The 21,467-nt window shown below is 70.0% G+C and carries 19 protein-coding genes; 14 read left to right on the top strand and 5 right to left on the bottom strand.

All coding sequences use genetic code 11. The features are described 5' to 3' along the window. Positions 1-35: 35 nt before the first annotated feature. The 5 genes from BM140_RS04835 to BM140_RS04815 all read left to right on the top strand — a co-directional run bounded on the left by BM140_RS04835 (position 36) and on the right by BM140_RS04815 (position 5,610). Positions 36-1,673, top strand: coding sequence for a sensor histidine kinase (locus tag BM140_RS04835; RefSeq protein ID WP_091942742.1), 1,638 nt, complete (start codon positions 36-38; stop codon positions 1,671-1,673). Beyond that, entirely contained in the window at positions 1,670-2,377 is a 708-nt protein-coding gene (locus tag BM140_RS04830) for a response regulator transcription factor (protein WP_091942518.1), read from the top strand. The genes BM140_RS04835 and BM140_RS04830 overlap by 4 nt, the downstream gene beginning before the upstream one ends. A gap of 242 nt (positions 2,378-2,619) precedes the next feature. Next, complete coding sequence (locus BM140_RS04825; RefSeq protein ID WP_091942516.1) at positions 2,620-4,080, top strand: DegQ family serine endoprotease; 1,461 nt, start codon at positions 2,620-2,622, stop codon at positions 4,078-4,080. Positions 4,081-4,090: 10 nt separating this feature from the next. Beyond that, complete coding sequence (locus tag BM140_RS04820) at positions 4,091-5,074, top strand: alginate O-acetyltransferase AlgX-related protein (protein ID WP_091942514.1); 984 nt, start codon at positions 4,091-4,093, stop codon at positions 5,072-5,074. A gap of 290 nt (positions 5,075-5,364) precedes the next feature. Further along, entirely contained in the window at positions 5,365-5,610 is a 246-nt protein-coding gene (locus BM140_RS04815) for a hypothetical protein (RefSeq protein ID WP_091942512.1), read from the top strand. Between the two features lie 129 nt (positions 5,611-5,739). Here BM140_RS04815 and BM140_RS04810 read toward each other — a convergent pair whose 3' ends face one another. Then, complete coding sequence (locus tag BM140_RS04810) at positions 5,740-5,967, bottom strand: hypothetical protein (protein WP_091942510.1); 228 nt, start codon at positions 5,965-5,967, stop codon at positions 5,740-5,742. A 124-nt stretch (positions 5,968-6,091) separates the two neighbouring features. After that, the gene (locus BM140_RS04805; RefSeq protein WP_091942507.1) at positions 6,092-9,103 is read right to left on the bottom strand and encodes a glycosyltransferase; all 3,012 of its coding nucleotides are present in this window, start codon (positions 9,101-9,103) and stop codon (positions 6,092-6,094) included. Between the two features lie 171 nt (positions 9,104-9,274). Between BM140_RS04805 and BM140_RS04800 the strand changes: the two genes are divergently transcribed. The 8 genes from BM140_RS04800 to BM140_RS04765 all read left to right on the top strand — a co-directional run bounded on the left by BM140_RS04800 (position 9,275) and on the right by BM140_RS04765 (position 18,452). After that, positions 9,275-10,630, top strand: coding sequence for a hemolysin family protein (locus BM140_RS04800; protein WP_244535294.1), 1,356 nt, complete (start codon positions 9,275-9,277; stop codon positions 10,628-10,630). A gap of 138 nt (positions 10,631-10,768) precedes the next feature. Beyond that, on the top strand, positions 10,769-11,194 hold the full coding sequence (locus tag BM140_RS04795; protein WP_091942503.1) for a hypothetical protein: 426 nt from the start codon (positions 10,769-10,771) through the stop codon (positions 11,192-11,194). A 125-nt stretch (positions 11,195-11,319) separates the two neighbouring features. Further along, a complete protein-coding gene (locus BM140_RS04790) occupies positions 11,320-12,045 on the top strand; it encodes an SIR2 family NAD-dependent protein deacylase (protein WP_091942501.1) in 726 nt (241 codons plus the stop codon). 179 nt (positions 12,046-12,224) lie between these two features. Continuing rightward, complete coding sequence (locus BM140_RS04785; RefSeq protein WP_091942500.1) at positions 12,225-13,664, top strand: circularly permuted type 2 ATP-grasp protein; 1,440 nt, start codon at positions 12,225-12,227, stop codon at positions 13,662-13,664. 120 nt (positions 13,665-13,784) lie between these two features. Next, positions 13,785-14,729: an alpha-E domain-containing protein gene (locus tag BM140_RS04780; protein ID WP_091942498.1), complete on the top strand. Its 945-nt coding sequence runs from the start codon at positions 13,785-13,787 to the stop codon at positions 14,727-14,729. Between the two features lie 386 nt (positions 14,730-15,115). After that, the gene (locus BM140_RS04775; protein ID WP_091942496.1) at positions 15,116-16,603 is read left to right on the top strand and encodes an MFS transporter; all 1,488 of its coding nucleotides are present in this window, start codon (positions 15,116-15,118) and stop codon (positions 16,601-16,603) included. A 107-nt stretch (positions 16,604-16,710) separates the two neighbouring features. After that, positions 16,711-17,607, top strand: a complete 897-nt coding sequence (locus tag BM140_RS04770) for a transglutaminase family protein (protein ID WP_091942494.1) — start codon at positions 16,711-16,713, stop codon at positions 17,605-17,607. A 95-nt stretch (positions 17,608-17,702) separates the two neighbouring features. Next, complete coding sequence (locus tag BM140_RS04765) at positions 17,703-18,452, top strand: proteasome-type protease (protein WP_091942492.1); 750 nt, start codon at positions 17,703-17,705, stop codon at positions 18,450-18,452. Between the two features lie 3 nt (positions 18,453-18,455). Here BM140_RS04765 and BM140_RS04760 read toward each other — a convergent pair whose 3' ends face one another. Continuing rightward, complete coding sequence (locus BM140_RS04760; protein ID WP_244535293.1) at positions 18,456-19,031, bottom strand: TetR/AcrR family transcriptional regulator; 576 nt, start codon at positions 19,029-19,031, stop codon at positions 18,456-18,458. A gap of 91 nt (positions 19,032-19,122) precedes the next feature. On the opposite strand from BM140_RS04760, the gene BM140_RS04755 reads away from it, so the two are divergent. Continuing rightward, positions 19,123-19,674 carry a sugar O-acetyltransferase gene (locus tag BM140_RS04755; protein WP_091942489.1) on the top strand — a complete coding sequence of 184 codons (552 nt, stop codon included), beginning with the start codon at positions 19,123-19,125 and terminating at the stop codon, positions 19,672-19,674. A gap of 126 nt (positions 19,675-19,800) precedes the next feature. On the opposite strand, the gene radC is transcribed toward BM140_RS04755, so the two are convergent. Beyond that, the gene (gene radC / locus BM140_RS04750; protein ID WP_091942487.1) at positions 19,801-20,538 is read right to left on the bottom strand and encodes a RadC family protein; all 738 of its coding nucleotides are present in this window, start codon (positions 20,536-20,538) and stop codon (positions 19,801-19,803) included. A gap of 28 nt (positions 20,539-20,566) precedes the next feature. Next, positions 20,567-21,388 (bottom strand): type I methionyl aminopeptidase, encoded by an 822-nt coding sequence (map, locus tag BM140_RS04745; RefSeq protein ID WP_091942485.1) that lies wholly within the window; start codon positions 21,386-21,388, stop codon positions 20,567-20,569. Positions 21,389-21,467 lie beyond the last annotated feature (79 nt).

The following is a 21,467-nucleotide window of genomic DNA, read 5'->3' as shown; positions in this document are numbered from 1 at the left end:
GCCCGCCGCCTTGAGCGGCGGGAACAATGCGGCTCATGCGTTCGCTCAAGGTCCGGTTCGCCCTGTTGCTCGGCGGCACGGCGCTCATCGCGCTGATGGCCGCCGGCGGCGTGCTGTGGTCGACGCGGCTGTCGGAACGCGTCATCGAGCGCACGCTGGCGGCCCAGCACCGGCTTGAGCTGATGGCCGAGTTGTCGGGCCGGCTCGCGCAGTACGGGCTGGCGGCGATCGAGAGCGTCAACAACCCCGACGCCCCGCCCGAGGCCCTCTCGGTGACCCGCGACCGGGTCGATCAGGCACTGACCGCCGTCGACGATGCGCTGGGCCGGGGGCTGGGGTCGAGCGACGACCCGCAGGACCGCATCCAGTACGTCGCCCGCACCCGGCCGCTCGCCAGCGTGCGCGCCGCCCGCGCCATGCTCGACCGGCAGGTGCAGATGGCCCAGCGCGAGAGCGAGCCGGAGCGGCGGCGCAACGCCATGCAGGGGGCGCTCAACGGCTTCGGCGCCATGACCGGCCCGCCGCTGTCGCTACTGATCGAGGCCGAGCGGCGCAGCATGAACGCGGGCTCCGAGGATGCCCGCACCCTCTCGCAACGGCTCACCGCCGCCTCGCTCGCCGCGATGGCGCTGGCGCTGGCCTTCGTCGGGCTGCTCTACCGCACGGTCACGCGGCCGACCCTGGCGCGCATCGACGAGATCCGCCGCGCCGCGGGCGCCGTCGGCAGCGGGGCGCTCGACACCCGCCTCACGGTCGAGACGCGCGACGAACTCGGCGTGCTGGTGGCGAACTTCAACCGCATGGTGGCGCGCCTGTCGCGGCGCGAGGGGCGGCTCGCCGCCGACCGGGCCGCCCTGGAGGACACGGTGCAGGCCCGCACCGCCGATCTGCGCGCCGCCAACGAGCGGCTGGAGATGGTGGACCGCTCGCGCCGCCGCTTCTTCGCCGACGTGAGCCACGAGCTGCGCACGCCGCTCACCGTCATCCTCGGCGAATGCGACCTCGCCCAGCGCTCGATCGAGCGCGGCAGCCCGCGGCCCGCCGACTTCACCCCCGTCTTCGGCACCATCCGCAAGCGGGCGCAGCGGCTCAAGCGGCGGGTGGAGGACCTGTTGCGGGTCGCCCGCTCGGAATCCGGCCAGATCGAACTCGACCGGCGCCCGGTCTCGGCGGTCGCCATCGCGAGCGACGCGGTGGACGACCTCGTCTCGGAGGCCGCCCGCCGCCGGATCGAGCTGGTGCTGGAACCGGGCGAGCGCGACATCGAACTCTCCGCGGACCCCGAATGGCTGCGTCAGGTCATCGAGAGCCTGATCGACAACGCCTTCCGCCACGCCGCCGGCCTGACCCGCGTCACCGTCTCGGTGGAGGAGCGCTTCGGGCCGCACGGCGAGCGCGCCCTCATCGCCATCGAGGATGACGGGCCGGGCTTCCCCGAGGATGCGGAGGGTCTGTTCGAGCGGTTCCGGCGCGAGTCTCCGACGGGAGAGCCGGGTTTCGGCATCGGTTTGGCTCTGGCGCGCTGGGTCGTTGAGCGTCATGATGGCCGGATCAGCCTCGGCAAGGCCGGGCGCGGCGCGGGCGCACGGGTGGTCCTCGACCTGCCCGCGTTCGATCTGGGCGCCGATCCGGCTGGACACGGGGCGACACGGGAGAGGATCGACGCCGCATGACGACGCGCGTTCTGATCGTCGAGGACGATATCGACATCCGCGGCATGCTGGCCCGCGGCCTGGAGGCGGAAGGGTTCGATGTGGGCGTGGCCGGCCGCGTCGAGGATGCGCTGAGCGCCGCCCGCGACGCGGCCCCCGAGGCGGTGGTGCTCGACATCACGCTCCCCGACGGCTCGGGCCACGACGTCTGCCGCAGCTTGCGCGAAGGCGGCTATCCCGGGGCGATCCTGTTCCTGAGCGCCCGCGACGAGGTGCGTGACCGGGCCGAGGGGCTGGCGCTCGGGGCCGACGACTACATCGTCAAGCCGTTCGTGTTCGACGAGCTTCTGGCCCGCCTTCAGGTCCACCTGCTGCGCCGCCGCGAGGCGGACACGCCGCGCACGGTCTTCACCGCGGGCCGCCTGACGCTCGACGTGAACATCCGCCAAGTCAGCTTCGGCGAGGCTTCGGCCCGGCTGACGCCGCGGGAGGCGGAACTGCTCGCCCTGCTGATGCAGGAGGTGAACCGCCCGATCTCGCGGGGCGAGATCTTCGACCGGCTGTGGGCGAGCCAGGGCGGGCTCTCGCTCAACGTGGTCGATGTCTATGTCGGCTACCTGCGCACGAAGCTCTCGGACTTCGTGCGGCTCGGCGGCCCGGTCATCACCACGGTGCGCGGCAAGGGCTTCATGCTCGATCTGAGGGGGCAGGACTTCAAGCACTAGAGCCGTGCTCGACCAAACGGAACCCTACGCGCGGCTCTAAGTTTTTGTTTTGCCGCGCATTCTTTCGACGAACCGGCATCCACTTCGTCGGAATGCGCTCTAAGTCTCTGGGTCCAGGTTTCGAAAGGACAAGTCCTTCCGCAGGGACCGGGGCAGCGCCCCGGACGGCGAAGGCGGCCCTCGCCCCCCGCGACCGGCGAGGCTACATAGCCCGGAGTTCAGCCTTCTCCGGGAGACCCGACATGTCCTTCTCGCCGCTCCGGCCGGCCGGCCTACTGTCCGTGCTGCTGCTCGCCGCGTCGCCCGCGGTGGCGCAAGAGAAGGCCTTCCAAGAGAAGACCTTCCAAGACAAGGCGGTGCCGCTCTCCAAGGGCGACGTGCAGCTCTCCCTCGCGCCCGTGGTGAAGCGGGCGGCGCCGTCCGTCGTCAACGTCTACGCCACCCATGTCGAGAAGCGCTCGGCGCGCTCGTCGGCCATGGACGAGTTCATGCGCCGCTTCTTCGGCGAGGACCGGCCCGGCGGCAGCGGGCGACCCGGCGGGGCGCCGGGCGAGCGGGCGCAGCGCTCGCTCGGCTCGGGCGTGATCGTCGATGGCTCCGGCCTCGTCATCACCAACAACCACGTCATCGCCGACATGAACGAGGTGAAGGTCTCGCTCGCCGACAAGCGCGAGTTCGAGGCGCAGATCGTGCTGCGCGACCCCCGCACCGATCTGGCGGTGCTCAAGATCAAGACGCCCGCCGACATCGCGCCGATGCCGATCGGCGATTCCGACCATCTCGAGGTCGGCGACTTCGTGCTGGCGATCGGCAACCCGTTCGGCGTCGGCCAGACGGTGACGCAGGGCATCGTCTCGGCGCTGGCGCGCACGCAGGTCGGCTCGTCGGACTACCAGTTCTTCATCCAGACCGACGCGGCGATCAATCCGGGGAATTCGGGCGGCGCGCTGGTCGATCTCCAGGGCCGCTTGGTCGGCGTCAACACCGCGATCTACTCGCAATCGGGCGGCAGCCACGGCATCGGCTTCGCGATTCCGGCCAGCATGATCCGCGCGGTGGTCGATGCGGCGAAAACCGGCGGCAGTCTCGTGCGCCGGCCCTGGCTCGGCGCGCGGGTGCAGAGCGTGACGCCGGACATCGCCGAGAGCGTCGGCCTCGACCGGCCGACCGGGGTGCTGGTGGCGAGCATGCAGGCCAAGAGCCCGGCGGAGGAGGCGGGCCTCAAGCGCGGCGACGTGATCCTCTCGATCGACGGACAGAACGTCGATGATCCGGAGGCGTTCGGCTACCGCTTCGCGCTGAAGGGCATCACCGGCACGGCGCAGTTCGGCATCCTGCGCGGCACGCGGCGGCAGACGATTCCGGTCAAGCTCGGCCCGGCCCCGGAGACGCGCCCGCGCGACGCCCTCAAGGTGAAGACCCGCACGCCGTTCGCGGGCGCCACGCTGGTCAACACCTCCCCCGCCGTCGGCGAGGAGCTGCAAGCGGACCTGCCCGAGGAGGGCGTGGCGGTGAGTTCGGTCGAGGACGGGTCGCTCGCCAACCGCGCCGGCTTCAAGAAGGGCGACGTGATCGTGGCGGTCAACGGCATGCCGGTCACCTCGACCAAGGATCTCGACCGGCTGACCCAGCGCAGCTTCGGCCTGTGGGAGGTCTCGATCAACCGCGGCGGCGAGACGCTGACCTCCGTGTTCGGGGGCTGAGCCCGCGGGCATGGCGATCCAAGAGGGCAATCAAGGGGGCATCCGAGGAACGGAGCACGTCCATGTCGGGCGGGACGGCTGGCTGTTCCTGACGGCGGGCAGCAACAACGTCGTCGGCCAGTTCAGCCGCTCGCGCCTGATGGCGCGGCGGGTGCGGGGCTGGAAGCGGCTGGTGATCGCGCGGGTGCGCGGCTGCGAGCGGCTCGGGAGCCGCTATCTGCACGTGATCGTGCCGGAGAAGCTGACGGTCTACGACCACAAGCTCGACGGGCTCGCCGTGAAGGTGCGGCTCTCGCCGGCTCTGCGCCTGCGCCGCGCCCTGTTCTGGCACCGGCGCGCCCGGCGCGCCTGTCTCGACCTCGTCGGCGCGTTCCGGGCCGTGCGGGATGCCCGCGACCTCTATTATCGCACCGACAGCCATTGGTCGTTCGAGGGCTGCGAGACCGCCTATCGCCTGATCTGCGACGCTTGCGGTGCGGCGCCGAAGGATCTGCACAACGCGCCGCACGAGTGGCTGGAGCGGGCGGGCGACCTCGGCGCCAAGCTGATCCCGCCGCAGAGCGAGCCCTGGCCGATCCGCCAGGTGCAGCGTGACGCCGTGCGGGTCCATGCGAGCCCGATCGTTGCCTTACGCGAGCGCACGGGCCGCGCCGACACGCTCCATGTCGGCTCGCACGTGATCTATCGCAACGAATCGCCGGGGACCGACCCGCGCAAGGTGGTGCTGTTCGGCGATTCCTACGCGCATTTCGCGCCGATCATGCTGACCGCGCTCATCGCCGAGACCTTCGCCGAGGTGCATTTCATCTGGTCGTCGTCGCTCGACTGGGGCTACCTCGAGCGGGTCCGGCCCGATCTCGTGATCGGGCAGGTGGCCGAGCGCTTCATGTTCCAGATGCCCGACGACCGCTTCGACCTCGACGCCTACGCGGCGGAACGGTTCGGGCCGGAGCTGGCGGAGGCCGAGCCCGCGCGGGCGCCGGCGAAGGCCTGAGCCCGAACGGGCAGGACATCCGTTCAGGATGCCCTGCCCTGCTCTCCTGGCGAAGGGCTCCCTGAGCCTTCGGGCCGCGGCGGGGGCGTTATGGCCCGCCCTCTCGCGACGACCGAGCCGATACGGCGGCAGGCCCGGAAAAGTTTCGTTCAGCCTGATTCGGAAATGTCGGGGCGGCGGCGCGTCCGGGCCGTCGCCATGTGCGCCCGCGCAAGGCGTCGGCAATCTGTCCAGCCTAGGTTCAGCCTCAGACGAGAGCCGGCAAGGCTCCGACGAGAGGGGCGGACATCATGCGGGACCTGTTCAAGATCGCGGCGGCCGGTGCGGTGCTCAGCGCCTACGCCGCCCTGGTGCCCTCGGTGGTCGAGGCGGTGCCGGCGCAGCCCGCGTCGAAGGCCTTCACCCATCGCCTGCCGCAGGCCGGCGCCACCGGCCCGGTCAGCGCCCGCATCGAGACGGCGGATGCGGCGGACGGTCTGTTTGTCGCCCGCCGGCCGCTCGTCGTCGGCATCTCGGCGGGCGGAGCCTCCCGTTGACCACCGCGGACGCGCCTCTTCTCGCCGCGGTGTTCGCCATCGGCCTGGGGGCGGCCGTGATCCTCAACGCCCTGCTGGCCTGACCCCTGTCGTCGGGCGGGCGGGCGCTGCTTCGTTGCGGAGGGCTCTTCAGCCTGTGGCGGCCAAAGCGTGCACGTTGCCGCGCAGGCCGGCGCAGAGGTCGTCGACCTCGGCCAGATCGAGGGCATCGCCGCTGGTGGCCGCGATGGTGTCGATCAGGTCGTCCTTCCGGGGGTCGAAGGGGTGACCCTGCATCCGGTAGAACTGATAGTAGCGCAACGCCGCCAGAAGCGTGTCGCGCTCGCGAGCGGTCACGGTGAGGTTCTGCGTGGTCATGGGAGTCCCCTTGGCTTGCAACGAACGCCTGGACGAGGCCGCGCGCGACTCGGCCAAGCTCGACCGTTGTAGCCCCGGGAGACGGGGGCCGTAAATGAATGGATGTTAAGGAAGCGCCGCCCGCTCAGGCCGCCCCCCCGTCCGCCCCGCCCCGATCCGCCGCGAAAGCCTTGCCCGGCAAGCCGTAATAATCCTCGAGGATGCGCGGATAGGCAGCCGGGCGGAAGGCCGGCTGCGCGGCCCGGAGCGCGTCGAGCGGCAGCGCCAGCAAGGCCGCGTTGAGCCGCTGCGGATCGCCGGCGAGCGCCGGATCGAGCCGATACCCCTGGCCCAAGTCCAAGAGCCGCTCGGCTTGCGCGCCGAGGTCGAACACCACAGGGGGAACGCCCGCGGCGAGCGCCAGCGAGAGCGTGTAGCAATAGGTCTCCGGCCAGATCGAGGGCAGCAGGATCAGGTCGGGATCGAGCCGGGCGATTTCGGCCAGAGCCGCCGCGTCGCTGCCGTAGCGACCGGTCTCGCGCACGCCCACCGCCTCCATCGCCTTGGTGGCGTAGCTGTGCCCGACCAGGGTGTATTGGATCGGCAGGTTCCGCAATTGCGCGTCGAGGGCGAGGTCGTGGACGACGTCGAAGCCCTTGTGGACGCCGATGGAGCCGATCACCGCCACCCGCAGCGGCCCCTCCCGGCGCTCGCTCGGACGCGGCGACGCCTCTGGCATGCTCTCCTCGTGCGGGCGCAGCACGATTCCGTCGAGACCGAGCCTGCCACCGATGCGCGCGGCGAGATCGTGCGAGGGCGCGTAGACGCGCCGCGCCGCGCCCAGAAAATCGGCCCAGGCGCGGCGGCGCGCCTCGGGATCGGGCGGCGGGCTCTCGGGATCGTCGTCGAGGCGGATGCAGTCGCGGCAGACGGACGGGGCCGGCAACCCGCAATAGACGCCTTCCGGCCGCACGAGATGGTTGCGGTGGCAGACCGCCGAATAGTCGTGCAGCGTCGCCTCGAAGCCGGTGGGCAGGTTGCGGATCAGGTCCATCAGGGCGAGCGTCGAGGGCCAGTCGAGCCCGGCCAGCGAATGGACGTGGACCAGGGCCGGATCGAGCCAGGAGATCAGTTCGGCGAGGAACGCGCGGTCGTGGGCGAGGGAGATCGGCTCCAGCACCGAGGCTGGGAAGTCGATCCGGCTCGCCTCGGGCAGGTCGGCCCGCAGGCCGGTGAGTTCGTCGGTGCGGAGGTAGACCGCGTCGAGCCCGGCTTGCGCCAGCCGCGCGCTCATCGCCTCGACATGGGTCTCGATGCCGCCGCCGAAATCGTGGGTGACGATCAGGGCGACGCGCCGGCCTTCCGCCACGGTCGCGCGGCGGGCGAAGCGGTAATGGTCGAGGCGGGCCCTCGCGAAGCGGGCCGGATCGACCTGGATATGGGTCTCGATCCGGCGCTGATAGTCGGCGTGCTTGGTCAGCACGGTGCGGAAGATGTCGGCGCCCTTGGTGGCGATGAGCGATCCGAACGAGACCGAGCCCGAGTGGAACACGAACACGTCGTGGGCGAGCACGTTGGAAAAGCCGGCCTTCAGCGCCCGCATGCAGAAGTCGTTCTCCTCGCCGTAGCCGCGCCCGAAGGTCTCGGCGTCGAGGGGGCCGACCGCGTCGATCACGGCCCGGCGCATGTAGAAGCAGAAGCCGACGCCGGTCGGCACGGTCGAGCGGGTGCCGGCGTTGCAGGCGGCCGCATAGGCGTCGATCTCGGCCGGGCCGATCTCCAGCTGCGCCTGGTTGTCGATGCAGAAGACCGGGTAGCTGCAGATCGTGGCGTTGTTGGAGAACGGCGTCACCGTGGCGATGGTCGGATCGTCGGCGGCGTGCCGGAGCAGGCGGTCGAGCCAGTCGCCGAAGACGACGATGTCGGCATTGAGCAGCACCACGTCGCGGGCCTCCGCAAGGGCGAGGCCGCGGTTGCAGGTGCGGACGAAGCCGAGGTTTTCGGCATTCCTTTCGACGACGAACAGGCCGCGCCCGGCTAGTTCCGCGAGCGCGGCCGACAGCACCGGCTCGGGGCTGCAATCGTCGATCACGAGGAGCGCGAAAGGCGTCGCCTGGGGGGCGCTCAACACCGAATGGATCGCGCGCAGGGTGTCGTCGATCCCCTTGTAGACCGGCATGATCAGGACGACCGACGCCCCCGCGAGATCGGCGGCGGGCCGCGCCTGCGCCCATTCGGCCTCGCTCGGCGCGACCTGCGCCGGCCACGGACCGCGGCCATACGCGTTCGGCTTGAAGCCCCGCTCCCGGCCGATTGCCAGATAGTGGAAGAACGGGTTCAGGCCGGGCGCAATCTCCCGGCGATACTGCGAGCGATAGAAGCGCAGCGAAAAGTGCGGGTTCGGGTCGCGGTCCTCGCGCACGCCGAAATCGAGGAAGTGGCGGATCGGATCGACGCCGGAATGGCGGATGTCGGCGTTGCGGTCGAGGTAATACGCCTTGTCGAATTCGGCCGCGACCACCTCGTAGATCTGCGCGTCGGTGGCGTCGGCCGGATCGGCCGGGAGCCGGGACCCCTCTCCCGGCACCCGCCGCTCGGGCAGGGACGCCTCGGCGGGGTTCAGCCGCCGGGTCGAGACGAAGTGGTAGAACGGGCTGACGTCGAGGCGGCGCACATGGGCGTGGGCCTGGAGATAGGCCGTGCCGTCGAAGGCCTCGTTCGGGGCCAGACCGCGGCGCCAGCCCTTCGTGACGTAGTGGTGAAGCGGGTCCTCGCCGCCCTCCTCCAGTCCGGCAAGGCGGGAATAGGAGCGCGCGTCGAAATACGGCGCGATCACCTCCGCCTGGAGCGCGACGAAATCCGGCCCCGGCCGGGTCGGAATGCGCAGACGCTCGGCGGGCGAGAGCCGGGCGTAATGGGTGAGCGGATTCTCCGGCACGCCGCCCGGCAGATGGCGGTCGGCGTAGTAGAGCGTCGCGAACACGGCGGACGGGTTGCGGCCCTCGCGCCAGCCGTGGTCGAGATAATGCAGCAGCGGGTCCATCCCGCCCGCGGCCACGTCGGGATATTCCGAGCGGTAGAACGCGGCATCGAAGAAGGGTCGTGCCAGCGCGGCATCGCGGCGTTTCGGCCGAAGCAGCCTCGGCAGCTTGATCACGATGGGTCCTTCGTCACGGTGGCCGGTCGGCGCCCGGTCCCTATACCGCGATGCCGGACCCTGGGAGCGAAAAGATGGCGCGAGGCCATCGCTTCGCCCCGAACCACGGACGATTGGCCCCGGCCCCCTTCCCCCGCCCCCGGGTTCGGCCTTAATTGCAGCCTGCCGCCGATGGGTGCGGTCGTTGATGCGGCATCGCCCCGGGAGGGCACGATTTCCGACGGTCTCTGGTCTTCGGCGCTCGGCTTGGTCGCCGTCGTCGTCCTCGTCCTCGCCAACGGCTTCTTCGTCGCGGCGGAATTCTCCCTCGTGGCGGTGCGGCGCAGCCGGATCGCCGAACTCGTCAACGAGGGCCGCCTCAACGCCAAGGCGCTCCAGCGCGCCACCGACCGGCTCGACGCGCATCTCGCCGCGACGCAGCTCGGCATCACCCTGTCCTCGCTTGCGCTCGGCTGGGTCGGCGAGCCGGCGCTGGCCCACCTGATCGAGCCCGCCTTCGCGTGGCTGCCGCCGATGGCGGCCGGCGTCACCACGCACACGCTGGCCGTCGTGCTGGCCTTCGCGATCATCACGACCCTGCACATCGTGCTGGGCGAGCTGGCGCCGAAGAGCCTCGCGCTTCAGCGCAGCGAGCGCACGGCGCTCGTCATCGTGCGCCCGCTCTCCCTGTTCCTGCTGGTGTTCGGCCCGGCGATCCACCTGCTCAACGGGCTCGGCAACGGCGTCCTGCGTCTGCTGGGCTTACGCCCCGGCGAGGGCGAGGGCCACCTGCCCTCGCCCGCCGAACTCAGCCTGCTCGTCACCGCCAGCCACGAGGCCGGTCTGCTGCACGAGGCGCAGGAGGACGCGGTGGCCCGCATCCTCGCCATCGGCGAGCGGCGCATCCGCGAGATCATGACGCCGCGAAACGAGGTCGATTGGGTCGATCTCGACGACACGCAAGAAGAGATGATCGAGGCGGTGCGCGCCTGCCGCCACGAGCAGATCGTGGTGAGCCGCGGCCAGATCGACGACGTGGTCGGCGTGCTGCGCAAGCAGGACCTTCTCGACCAGTTCCTCGACGGCAAGCCCCTCGACGTGAAGGCCGCGACCCGCGAGCCGATCGTGGTCCACGAGGGGCTGGCGATCCTGAAGGTCCTGGAGATGTTCCAGACCAAACCGGTGCGGATGGCGATCGTGGTGGACGAGTACGGCAGCCTGGAGGGCATCGTCACCCAGACCGACCTCCTGGAGGCCATGGCCGGCGAGATCCCCGAGCCCGGCGAGGAGAAGATGGTGGTCGAGCGCGAGGACGGCTCGCTCCTCATCGACGGCATGATGCCGGCCGCCGACGCCTTCGACCGCCTGGACTTTTCCGAGAAGCCGCGCTCGGACGATTTCTCGACCTTCGCCGGCTTCTTCATCGTCCAGCTCGGCCGCATCCCGACCGAGGGCGATTCCATCGAGGCGCAGGGCTGGCGCATCGAGGTCGTCGACATGGACGGGCGCCGCATCGACAAGGTGCTGGCGCAGAAGGTGGCGGCTTAACGGACAAAGGAGCGGAAGCGGCTCCGAGCGACGCCGCAGCGTGTTATCGAATAGTGCTGTCCGCAACCGTTCGGCCACAGCTGCAACCGGAGCGGCATGGTACCGGGGACCGGTCCTCTCTCGTCAGGCGTCCCTCTCGTGCTGCGAAAACTGCTTGTCCCCGGCGTCACCGCCGCGTTCCTCGGCGGCTGCGCCTCGACGCCGCTCGTGCCCTTCAACGCCGAGCAGACGAAAACCCGGGATCAGGAAATCAGACTGGGTTTCGCCAAGCTGGTCGCGCGCAGCAACGCCCTCGGCGTGGACAACTGGCTGGTCGGCAAGCGCTATTACAACACCGCGCAGATCAGCGTTCCGCCGCGAGAGGCCGGTATCAATCCCGTCTGCGTCAAGGTGACGGTCGCCAACGACGTCACCGGCGTTCGCAACCGCGGCATCTCGGGTGAGGTGGTCGAGGGGCCGAACGGCATGTCGGTCACCCTCAACAAATACACCGACGACTCCGACCAGCGCTGCAAGGCCCCGTATACGCCGTTCCCGGAGCTGGAAGCGCTGTCGCCGAAATAGCCGCGCAGCGGCTTGGTTCGGTCCCGAAGCCGGCGCGGTGAGACTTGCGGGTCCGTCTCAACTCCGTCAGCCTGTCGCCGGGTACGGCCAGAGGGCCGAATGCAATCTTCCGTCGCCGGGGCACGATGGACATCCAAAACATCTTCGTGCTGACGGGGGCCGGCATCTCGGCCGAGAGCGGGCTCGGCACGTTTCGCGACCGCGGCGGGGTGTGGAGCCGGTTCGATCCGATGAAGCTCGCCACGCCCGAAGCCTTCGCGGCCGATCCGGTGCTGGTCCACGATTTCTACAACATGCGCCGCCGCGACGCGATGAAGGCCGAGCCCAACCCGGCCCACGCGGCTCTGGCCCGGCTGGAAGCGGACCTCGCGAAGCGCGGCGGGGAACTGTTCCTGTGCACGCAGAACGTCGACGACCTGCACGAGCGGGCCGGCTCGCGCGCGGTGACGCATATCCACGGCGAGCTGTTGCGCGCCCGGTGTACGGCCTGCGGCGAGAGCAGACCCTGGCGCGAGGACCTGTCGGTCGCCACGTCCTGCCCGCATTGCGGCGCGACCGGCGGCATGCGCCCGGACGTGGTGTGGTTCGGTGAGATGCCCAAGCACCTCGTCGCCATCGAGGACGCGCTGCTCAAGGCCGATCTGTTCGTCGCCATCGGCACCTCGGGGGCGGTCTATCCGGCGGCGGGCTACGCCGCGCAGGCGCGGGAATTCGGTATCCCGACGCTCGCCCTGAACCTCGAGGCCGCCGACAATGCCGGGATGTTCGCCCGGACCCGCCTCGGTCCCGCGAGCGAGACCGTGCCGGCCTTCGTCGCCGACCTTTTGGCCGGCGGCGACGGGTCGGGCTGAATCGGCAACGTCGCCCGCGTCCCGCGGGGATGGGCCTTGGCGGCCGATCCACTAGTTCCCCCGAAACGTCGCCGCACGGAACACGCGCGCTGGGCCGGCGGGCGGGGCCTGACCCCAACCGTCGCCGTGGCCTGCCTCTTGCTCCGGACCGGCGGAAGACGATGGGAGGGGTGGCGCGGATGGCGCACACGGCGTTCGACGAGATGAACGGGGGTGGGATCGGCCAGGCCGATCCGGCCGCCGTGCGGCAGGCCTACGACATCCTCAAGGCTTGGCTCGACAAGACCTCCCCGGAGCATTTCAACACCCGCCGCAGCCAGGCCGAGATGCTGTTTCGGCGCATCGGCATCACGTTCGCGGTCTACGGCGCCAACGAATCGACCGAGCGGCTGATCCCGTTCGACATCATCCCCCGGGTGCTGACCAAGCCCGAATGGGATTTCTTGGAGCGCGGGCTGAAGCAGCGAGTCACCGCGCTCAACGCCTTCATCAACGACATCTACGGCGCCGAGGAATGCATCAAGGCCGGGATCATCCCGCCCGACCTCGTCTACCGCAACCCGCATTACCGGATGGAGATGCGCGCCTTCGACGTGCCGCACGACCTCTACGTCCACATCGCCGGCATCGACATCGTGCGGACCGGCGAGAACGATTTCTTCGTCCTCGAAGACAACGCCCGCACGCCCTCCGGCGTCTCCTACATGCTGGAGAACCGGGAAGTGATGATGCGGCTCTTCCCCGAGCTGTTCTCGCGCCACCGCGTCGCGCCGGTGGAGAACTATCCCGATGCCCTGCTGGCGACGCTGCGCAGCCTCGCGCCGCAATCGGCCACGCGTGATCCGACGGTCGTGCTGCTGACGCCGGGGCGCTACAACTCGGCCTTCTACGAGCACTCGTTCCTGGCCGACAAACTCGGCGTCGAACTGGTGGAGGCGGGCGACCTCTTCACCAAGGACGACGTGGTCTACATGCGCACCACCGAGGGGCCGCGCCGGGTCGACGTGATCTACCGCCGCCTCGACGACGACTTTTTGGATCCCCTCGTCTTCCGCCCGGACTCTGTCTTGGGTGTCCCCGGCCTGATGAACGCCTACGAGCGCGGGAACGTGACGCTGTCCAACGCCGTCGGCACCGGCATCTCCGACGACAAGGCCGTCTACAGCTACATGCCGGAGATCGTGAAGTTCTTCACCGGCGAAGAGCCGATCCTGCACAACGTGCCGACCTATCGCTGCCGCGAGCGGGAGGCGTTCTCCTACGTGATGGATAATCTGAAGGACCTCGTGGTGAAGGAGGTCAACGGCTCGGGCGGCTACGGCATGCTGGTGGGCCCGCACGCGACCCGGCGCGAGATCGACGAGTTCGCCAAGAAGCTGCGGCACGCGCCGGACAACTTCATCGCCCAGCCGACGCTGTCGCTCTCCACCTGTCCGACCTTCGTGGCCTCGGGCGTGGCCCCGCGCCACGTCGATCTCCGTCCCTTCGTGCTGGCGGGCGCCGACGAAATCCGCATCGTGCCGGGCGGGCTGACCCGCGTCGCCCTCAAGGAGGGCTCGCTCGTGGTCAATTCGAGCCAGGGCGGCGGCACCAAGGACACCTGGGTGCTGGATGCGTGAGCATCCCGACCACCCGCTGAGCAATCCATAAGCGGGGCGCTCCGGGCATCTGCCCCGAAAATGGGCAGATGCCGCACCGATCGCCGAATTGTCCAAGAGTTGGCCTGCGAGCTACACCCCATGCTGTCCCGGACCGCCGACAACCTTTACTGGCTCTCGCGCTACGCCGAGCGGGCCGACTTCCTCGCCCGCATCCTCGACGCGGCCCACCGGCTGGCGGCGCTGCCGTCGAGCTATGGCGGGCGCGAATCGAACGAGTGGGCCTCGGCCCTCTCGTCGGCGGGCGACCCTGAGCTGTTCCGCACGCTCTACGACACGGTCAACGAACACACGGTCTGCAACTTCCTGGCCTTCTCGGCCCAGAACCCGTCCTCGATCCGCTCCTGCATCGCCACCGCGCGGGAAAACGCCCGCTCGATCCGCACGGCGCTCACCACCGAGATGTGGGACACGATCAACGGCGCGTGGCTGGAGCTGCGCTCCTACGAAGGCCGCGACCTGAGCCGGGAGGAGTTCACGCAGTTCCTCGACTGGGTGAAGCGCGTCTCGCTCACCTTCGACGGCTCGGCCTACCGGACGATGCTGAGGAACGACGCCTACTGGTTCACCCGCGCCGGCACGGCGATCGAGCGGGCCGACAACACCGCCCGCATCCTCGACGTGAAGTACCAGATCCTGTTGCCGGCCTCCGAGCGGGTCGGCGGCTCGCTCGATTACTTCCAGTGGACCACGATCCTGCGCGAGGTCTCGGCCTTCAACGCCTATCACTGGGTCTATCGCGAGAGCATCAAGCCGCTGCTGGTGGCCGACCTCTTGATCCTCAACCCGGAGATGCCGCGCTCGCTGGCGAGCTGCTACCGCATGCTGGTGGAGCATCTCGACCTGATCGCCGACGCCTATGGCCGCCGCGGCGAGAGCCAGCGGCTCGCCAGCAAGATGCGGGCGAAGCTCGGCAGCGCCGACATCGAGCGCATCTTCGCCTCGGGGCTCCACGAGTTCATCCAGGGCTTCATCGCCGAGAACAACGCCCTCGGGGCGGCGATCAGCGAGCAGTATCTGGTGTGACGATGCCTCCGGCGTGATCGCGAGGGCGACCCACGCATCCCCTCTCCCCGCCCCGAAGTCGGGCGAGAACGGAATCCCTCGGACAGGGGGGAGCCGCCGACCCCGCCGTCCGTCCACCGGCACGGCGCTTTGCTGCACCGCACCTATAATGCTCAGCGCCGATCACCCGTCCGCGCTGTAAATCGCAAGAGAATGTCGCTCAGCGGCAACTCTCCTGGCCATAACGGGTCACACTGCGCATGGCTGCAGTCCAGCCTCGCGCGGGCTGCAATCCTCATGAACGAAAATGCGGGGCTTCGCGCCTCGGGAGGAAGCGATGGCCGGGCCCCGCGCCCGTGACGCCGCCTCCCGTCGCCGCCCCGGCACGCCACGGAGAGCCCTGAGGGATGCTGTCGCAGCACGTCGAGTCCGACAAGGAGTGGAAACCCTCCGATTGCACCGTCACCGAGCCGGCGACGGTCAACCGGGCGATCTCGGCGGCCTCCGTCGGCAACGTCGCCGAATGGTACGATTTCGGCGTCTACGCGTTCTTCGAGCCGGTGATCCAGAAGGTGTTCTTCTCCAACCTCTCCCATCCGATGGGCGAGATCGCGACCTTCGGCCTGTTCGCGGTGGCGTTCCTGATCCGGCCCCTCGGCGGCATGTTCTTCGGGCCGCTCGCCGACCGGATCGGCCGCAACAAGGTGCTGGCCGCCACCATGATCCTGATGGCGGTCGGCACCTTCGCCATCGGCTGCATCCCGAGCCAGGAGAGCATCGGCCTCTTCGCGCCGCTGCTGCTGCTCCTCGCCCGCCTCGTCCAGGGCTTCTCCACCGGCGGCGAGTACGGCAGCGCCATGACCTTCATCGCCGAGTACGCGCCGGACCGGAAGCGCGGCTTCCTCGGCAGCTGGCTCGAATTCGGCACCTTCACCGGCTACCTGCTCGGCGCCATCGTGGTGACGACCGCCCATATCGCGCTCACCGAGGAGCAGCTGCTCGACTGGGGCTGGCGCCTGCCGTTCTTCCTCGCCCTGCCGCTGGGCCTGATCGGCCTGTATCTCCGCTCGCAGCTCGCCGAGACGCCCGCCTTCGCCGCCCTCGAACAGGAGGCCGAGGAGCGCGAGAAGACCCAGCGCGCGACCCAGACCTACCGCGACGTGTTCGTGCTGTGGCCCTACGCGCTGGTCTGCATGGGGCTGGTGCTGGCCTGGAACGTGCCGAACTACATGCTGACCGCCTACATGCCGACCTACGTGACCCAGACCCTGCCGACGATGCAGGGCACCGGCGGCATCTCGGCCACGGCCTCGCAGATCCTGCAGATCGTCGTGATGGTGATCGCCCTGCTCGCGATCCCGCTGATCGGCCACCTGTCCGACCGGTTCGGCCGCAAGCCCTTCGCGCTGGCCGGCGCGGTCGGCCTCGTGGTGCTGGCGCTGCCGATGATCCTACTGATCCGCAGCCAGAGCGAATCGGCCGTGTTCCTCGGCCTCCTGATGATGGGCCTGCTGCTGATCTGCTTTTCCGCCACCATGCCCTCGACTCTGCCGGCCCTGTTCCCGACGAACATCCGGGCGACCGGGCTGTCGATCGCCTTCAACGTCTCCGTCTCGCTGTTCGCCGGCACGACCTCGCTGGTGGTCGGCTCGCTGGTGGCCTTCACCGGCGATCTCAACTGGCCGGCCTATTACCTGATGATCGCGGGCGCGATCGGCGTCGCCTCGGTGCTGGCGATCCGCGAGCCGAACGGCACCTGCATGTGGGGCTCGCCGCCCGCCGCCGCGAGCGAAGCGGAGGCGCGCGACCTCGTGGCGACCTACAACGCCGCCGCGAGCGAGAGCGCGCCCCTGGCGCCTTCGCCGCTCGCCCCCCTGCCGCGGCAGGTGGTGTGAGGCGAGCCTAAGCCTCATCCTGCCAACGCTTTGGGCAGGCGGTGCGATTTCCAAATCGCGCCGTCCGCCCTAGCTTGCCCCGAAGCGCCGAGGCAGGACTTCACGGCATGCGCATCCGCATCGTCCACGACACCGTCTACACCTACGAGCAGCCCGCCCGCGGCCTGATCCAGCTGATGCGGCTGACGCCGCGCGACCATGACGGGCAGCACGTGCGCGAATGGCGCATCGAGCCCTCCGTCAACGGCCGGCTGACCGCGCGGGAGGACGGCTTCGGCAACCTCGTCCACTGGTTTACGGCGGACGAGCCCACCGACGCGCTGACCGTGCGGGTGACCGGCGAGGTCGAGACCTTCGAGACCGACGGCATCGTCCGCGGCGCGGTCGAGCGCCTGCCCGATCTGTTCTACCTGCGCGACACGCCGCTCACCGAGGCGAGCCCGGAGATCCAGGCCTTCGCCAAGCGCGTCGCCCAAGAGGGCAAGGATGCGGGCGAGGGCAGCCCGCTCAGCGTGCTCCACCGCCTGCTCGCCGCCGTGCCGGAGGCCGTCGCCTTCACGCCGGGCCCGGCCAGCGCCAGCACGACCGCGGCGCAGGCGTTCGCGGCGGGCAGCGGCGTCTGCCAGGACCTCGCCCACGTCTTCGTCACCGCCGCGCGCCACCTCGAAATCCCGGCCCGCTACGTCTCCGGCTATGTCCGCCGCGACGACCTTGTCGAGGACGCCGCCCACGAGGATGCCGCGCATGCCTGGGCCGAGGCTTTGGTGCCCGATCTCGGCTGGGTCGGGTTCGATCCGGCCTACGGCCTCTCGACCACCGAGGCGCATGTCCGGGTCGCCACCGGCCTCGATTATCTCGGCGCCGCCCCGATCCGCGGCAGCCGCACCGGCGGCGGCACCGAGACGCTCACGGTGACGCTGCGGGTCGGCGAAGGCGCGGCGCAGCCCCAGCGCAGCCGGGGGGCGAGCCAGGGTCAAAGCCAGAGCCAGTCGCAGGGCGGGTAGGTCCGGCCGCCGCTGCCCGAAAGATCGGCTTGCAGGCCGAGGCCGCGCCGTGTCATCCGGCGAGCTCAAGCGTCCCTGCAAGGCCCCGTGCCGCCATGACCTACTGCGTCGGAGTGCTCGTCGAGGACGGGCTCGTGATGATCGCCGACACCCGCACCAATGCGGGGCTCGACAACATCTCGACCTACCGCAAGCTCCACATGTTCAATGCGCCGGGCGAGCGGGTGATGATGCTGGCCTCGGCCGGCAACCTGTCGATGACGCAGTCGGTCCTCTCCATGCTCCACGAGGGCGTGGACGACGAGGAATCGGAAGGGCCGCCCCCGCGCCTGCGCGACGCGCCCACCATGTTCAAGGCCGCCCAGCTCGTCGGCCGGGCGATCCGCCGCGTGCGCGAGATCGAGAAGGCCGGCTTCGAGGCGGCCAATCTCCGCATGGAGGTGTCGTTCCTGTTCGGCGGCCAGATCGGCACCGAGCCGATGCGGCTGTTCATGATCTACTCGGCGGGCAACTTCATCGAGTGCAGCCGCGACGCGCCGTTCCTGCAGATCGGCGAGCACAAATACGGCAAGCCGATCCTCGACCGCGCCGTCACCTTCGAGACCGACCTGTATGACGGGTTGAAGGTCGGCCTCGTCTCGATGGATTCGACCATGCGCTCGAATCTCGGCGTGGGGCTCCCCATCGACATCGCGGTCCTGCGCCGCGACGCCCTCGACCTCGAGGTGAATTACCGGATCGAGGCCGGCGAGAGCTATTTTCACGATCTGCGCGAGCGCTGGTCGGCGGCCTTGCGCGCCGCGCACCGGGCGATCCCGCGCCCGCCCTACGGGCCGCCGCGGTAGCTCTCAGCCCACCAGCCGCCCGACGATGGCCCGCACCGCCTCCCGGCCGGCCGGGGCGCGATCGACCGAGCGGTGGATCGACAGGCCCTCGATCATCGCGTCGAGCGCCTTTGCGGTCTCCGGCGGGAAGTGGCGCCCGAGCGCGGCGCGGCTCTTGTCCATCCAGTCGCGCATGACCTCCTGCAGAGCCGGTCGGCGGGCCGCGAAGGCGTAGAGCTCGTAGCTGAGCAGCATGGTGCGCGGGCTCGCCCAGCTCTCGCCCACCACGAGATCGACCACCGCCTCGCAGGCCTCTTCGTAGGTCGAGGCGGCGGCCATCCGCTCGGTGAAGCGGGCGGCGACCGTATCGGCCAGCAGCGTGAACGCCTCGGTGAGCAGCGGCTCCAGCCCCTCGAAATGATAGGTCATCGAGCCGAGCGGCACGTCGGCGGCAGCGGCGATCCGGCGGTGCGTCGCGCCGGCCACGCCGTGCTCGGCCACCACGTCGAGGGCGGCGTGCAGGATGCGGGCGCGGCGGTCCGGGTCATGACGGCGCGGGGCTTGGCGGCGCGGGGCTTGGCGGCGCGGGGCGGAGGGCAAGCGGGCCTCGGGCGGTTGGCTTTCTCGGGCGATGCGTACATACGTACACATCGCTTCCCGGAGCGGAAGCCCCGAGCAGGGAAAGCCCGCAATGACGACCAAGACGCAGAAGCAGCGGATGCTGGCGGGCGAACTCTACCTCGCCGACGATCCGGAACTCCACGCCGACCTCGCGCGCATCTCGGACTGGATGGAGCGTTACAACGCGAGCCGGACGCTGAGCCAGCCGGAGCGACAGAGGCTCCTGGAAGAGGCCTTCGCCCGCGTCGGCGAGGGCTGCACCATCCGCCCGCCCTTCACCTGCGATTACGGCTACAACATCAGCCTCGGCCGCGGCGTGTTCATGAACTTCAACTGCTGCATCCTCGACGTGGTCGCGGTCACCATCGGCGACATGACGCAGATCGGTCCCGGCGTGCAGATCCTCACCGCCGACCACCCGCGCGACCCGGCCGAACGGCGGCAGATGCTGGAATTCGGCCGCCCGATCACCATCGGGGCCAATGTCTGGATCGGCGGCGGCGCCCTGATCCTGCCCGGCGTCACCATCGGCGACGACGCCATCATCGGCGCGGGCAGCGTCGTCACCCGCGACGTTCCGCCGGGCGCCACCGCCGTCGGCAACCCGGCACGGCTGCGCTAGTCAGGGTTCCCAAAGGGATCATCCCTTTGGCGGGGCGCCGGGGCAGAGCCCCGGCATCCCGTCAAACCAGGGCTTTGCCCTGGACCCACGAAAGGACTCGTCCTTTCGAAACCCATGACCAAGGGCTCAGATCAGCTTCAGGCCCTTGAAGCTCGCGTGGCCGTCGCGGCCGAGGATGACGTGGTCGTGGACCACGATGCCGAGCGGATCGAGCACCGTGACGATCTCGCGGGTCATGCGGATGTCGGGGCCCGAAGGCGTCGGGTCGCCGGACGGGTGGTTATGCGCCAGGATGATCGCCGTGGAGGAGAGTTCGAGCGCCCGGCGCGCCACCTCGCGGGGATAGACCGGGGTGTGGTCGACGGTGCCGCGGCCCTGCACCTCGTCGGCGATCAGATGGTTGCGCCGGTCGAGGAACAGCACCCGGAACTCCTCGCGGGGCGAGAAGGCCATGGTGGCGCGCAGGTATTCGATCAGCGCGCTCCACGAAGCCAGGAGCGGCCGGGCCGCGATGGCGCCCTTGGCGAGGCGCCGGCCCGCCGCCTCCATCAGCTTGAGATCACCGATCACCCCCGCGCTGACACCCTCGACCTCGGCGAGGCGCGCCGGCTCGGCGGCGAGCACCTCGGCGAAAGAGCCGAACCGGCGGATCAGCGCCTTGGCGAGGGGCTTCACGTCCCGCCGGGGGATCGCCCGGAACAGAGCGAGTTCGAGCAGTTCGTAATCCGGCAAAGCATCGGCGCCGGCTTCCGCGAAACGGGCCCGCAGGCGCTCGCGGTGGCCGTGGTAATGCGGCGTCTCCGCGGGCATCGCCTCGGCGAGACCCGGCAGTTCGGCGGCGGGATCGGGCGGCCGGCGGGCCATCGCGGTCGGCGCGTCGTCGAGGCCGTCCTCAGTCCTGGGGTTTCGGCTGGTCGAGCCCCTTGGGCGAGAGCGTGAAGATCTCGAAGCCGGTCTCGGTGACGGCCACCGTGTGCTCGAACTGCGCCGAGAGCGAGCGGTCGCGGGTCACGGCGGTCCAGCCGTCGGCCAGCACCTTCACGGCCGGGCGGCCGAGATTGATCATCGGCTCGACGGTGAAGAACTGGCCGGGCTTGAGCGGCACGTCGTAGCTCGCCTCGACGTAGTGCAGGATGGTGGGCGCGTCGTGATAGACGCGGCCCAGGCCATGGCCGCAGAAGTCGCGCACCACCGAGCAGCGCTCGGCCTCGGCGAAGGTCTGGATCGCCCGGCCGATGTCGTTGGTCGAGCCGCCGGGGCGCACCGCCTGGATGCCGCGCATCAGCGCCTCGTAGGTGATCTCGCACAGGCGCTGCGCCTTGCGCGGCACCTCGCCGATATAGGCCATGCGGCTCGAATCGCCGTGCCAGCCGTCGAGGATCAGGCAGATGTCGAGATTGACGATGTCGCCCTCGCGCAGGGGCTTGTCGTTGGGGATGCCGTGGCAGACCACGTGGTTGATCGAGGTGCAGATCGACTTGCGGTAGCCGCGGTAGAACAGCGAGGCCGGATAGGCGCCGTTGTCCATCCCGAACTCGTAGGCGAGCTTGTCGAGTTCGTCCGTGGTGACGCCGGGCTGGGCCGCCTCCATCAGGAGGTCGAGCGCCTCGGCCGTGAGCCGCCCGGCGCGGCGCATGCCCTCGAAGCCCTCGGGCCCGTGGATCGGCGGCTCGGGCGCGCGGCGCCCGGCCTCGGCGGTCTGGTCTCGGCTCACGGGGCTCGGCTCTGTCGGGTTCGTGCGTGCGGGACGATCTGACGCCCGTTCTACGCTTCGTCGCCAGCGCCGCCAACCC

The sequence above is a fragment of the Methylorubrum salsuginis genome (genome assembly GCF_900114375.1).
Taxonomy (GTDB): domain Bacteria; phylum Pseudomonadota; class Alphaproteobacteria; order Rhizobiales; family Beijerinckiaceae; genus Methylobacterium; species Methylobacterium salsuginis.
This window is presented reverse-complemented; position numbering and strand designations above follow the sequence as displayed.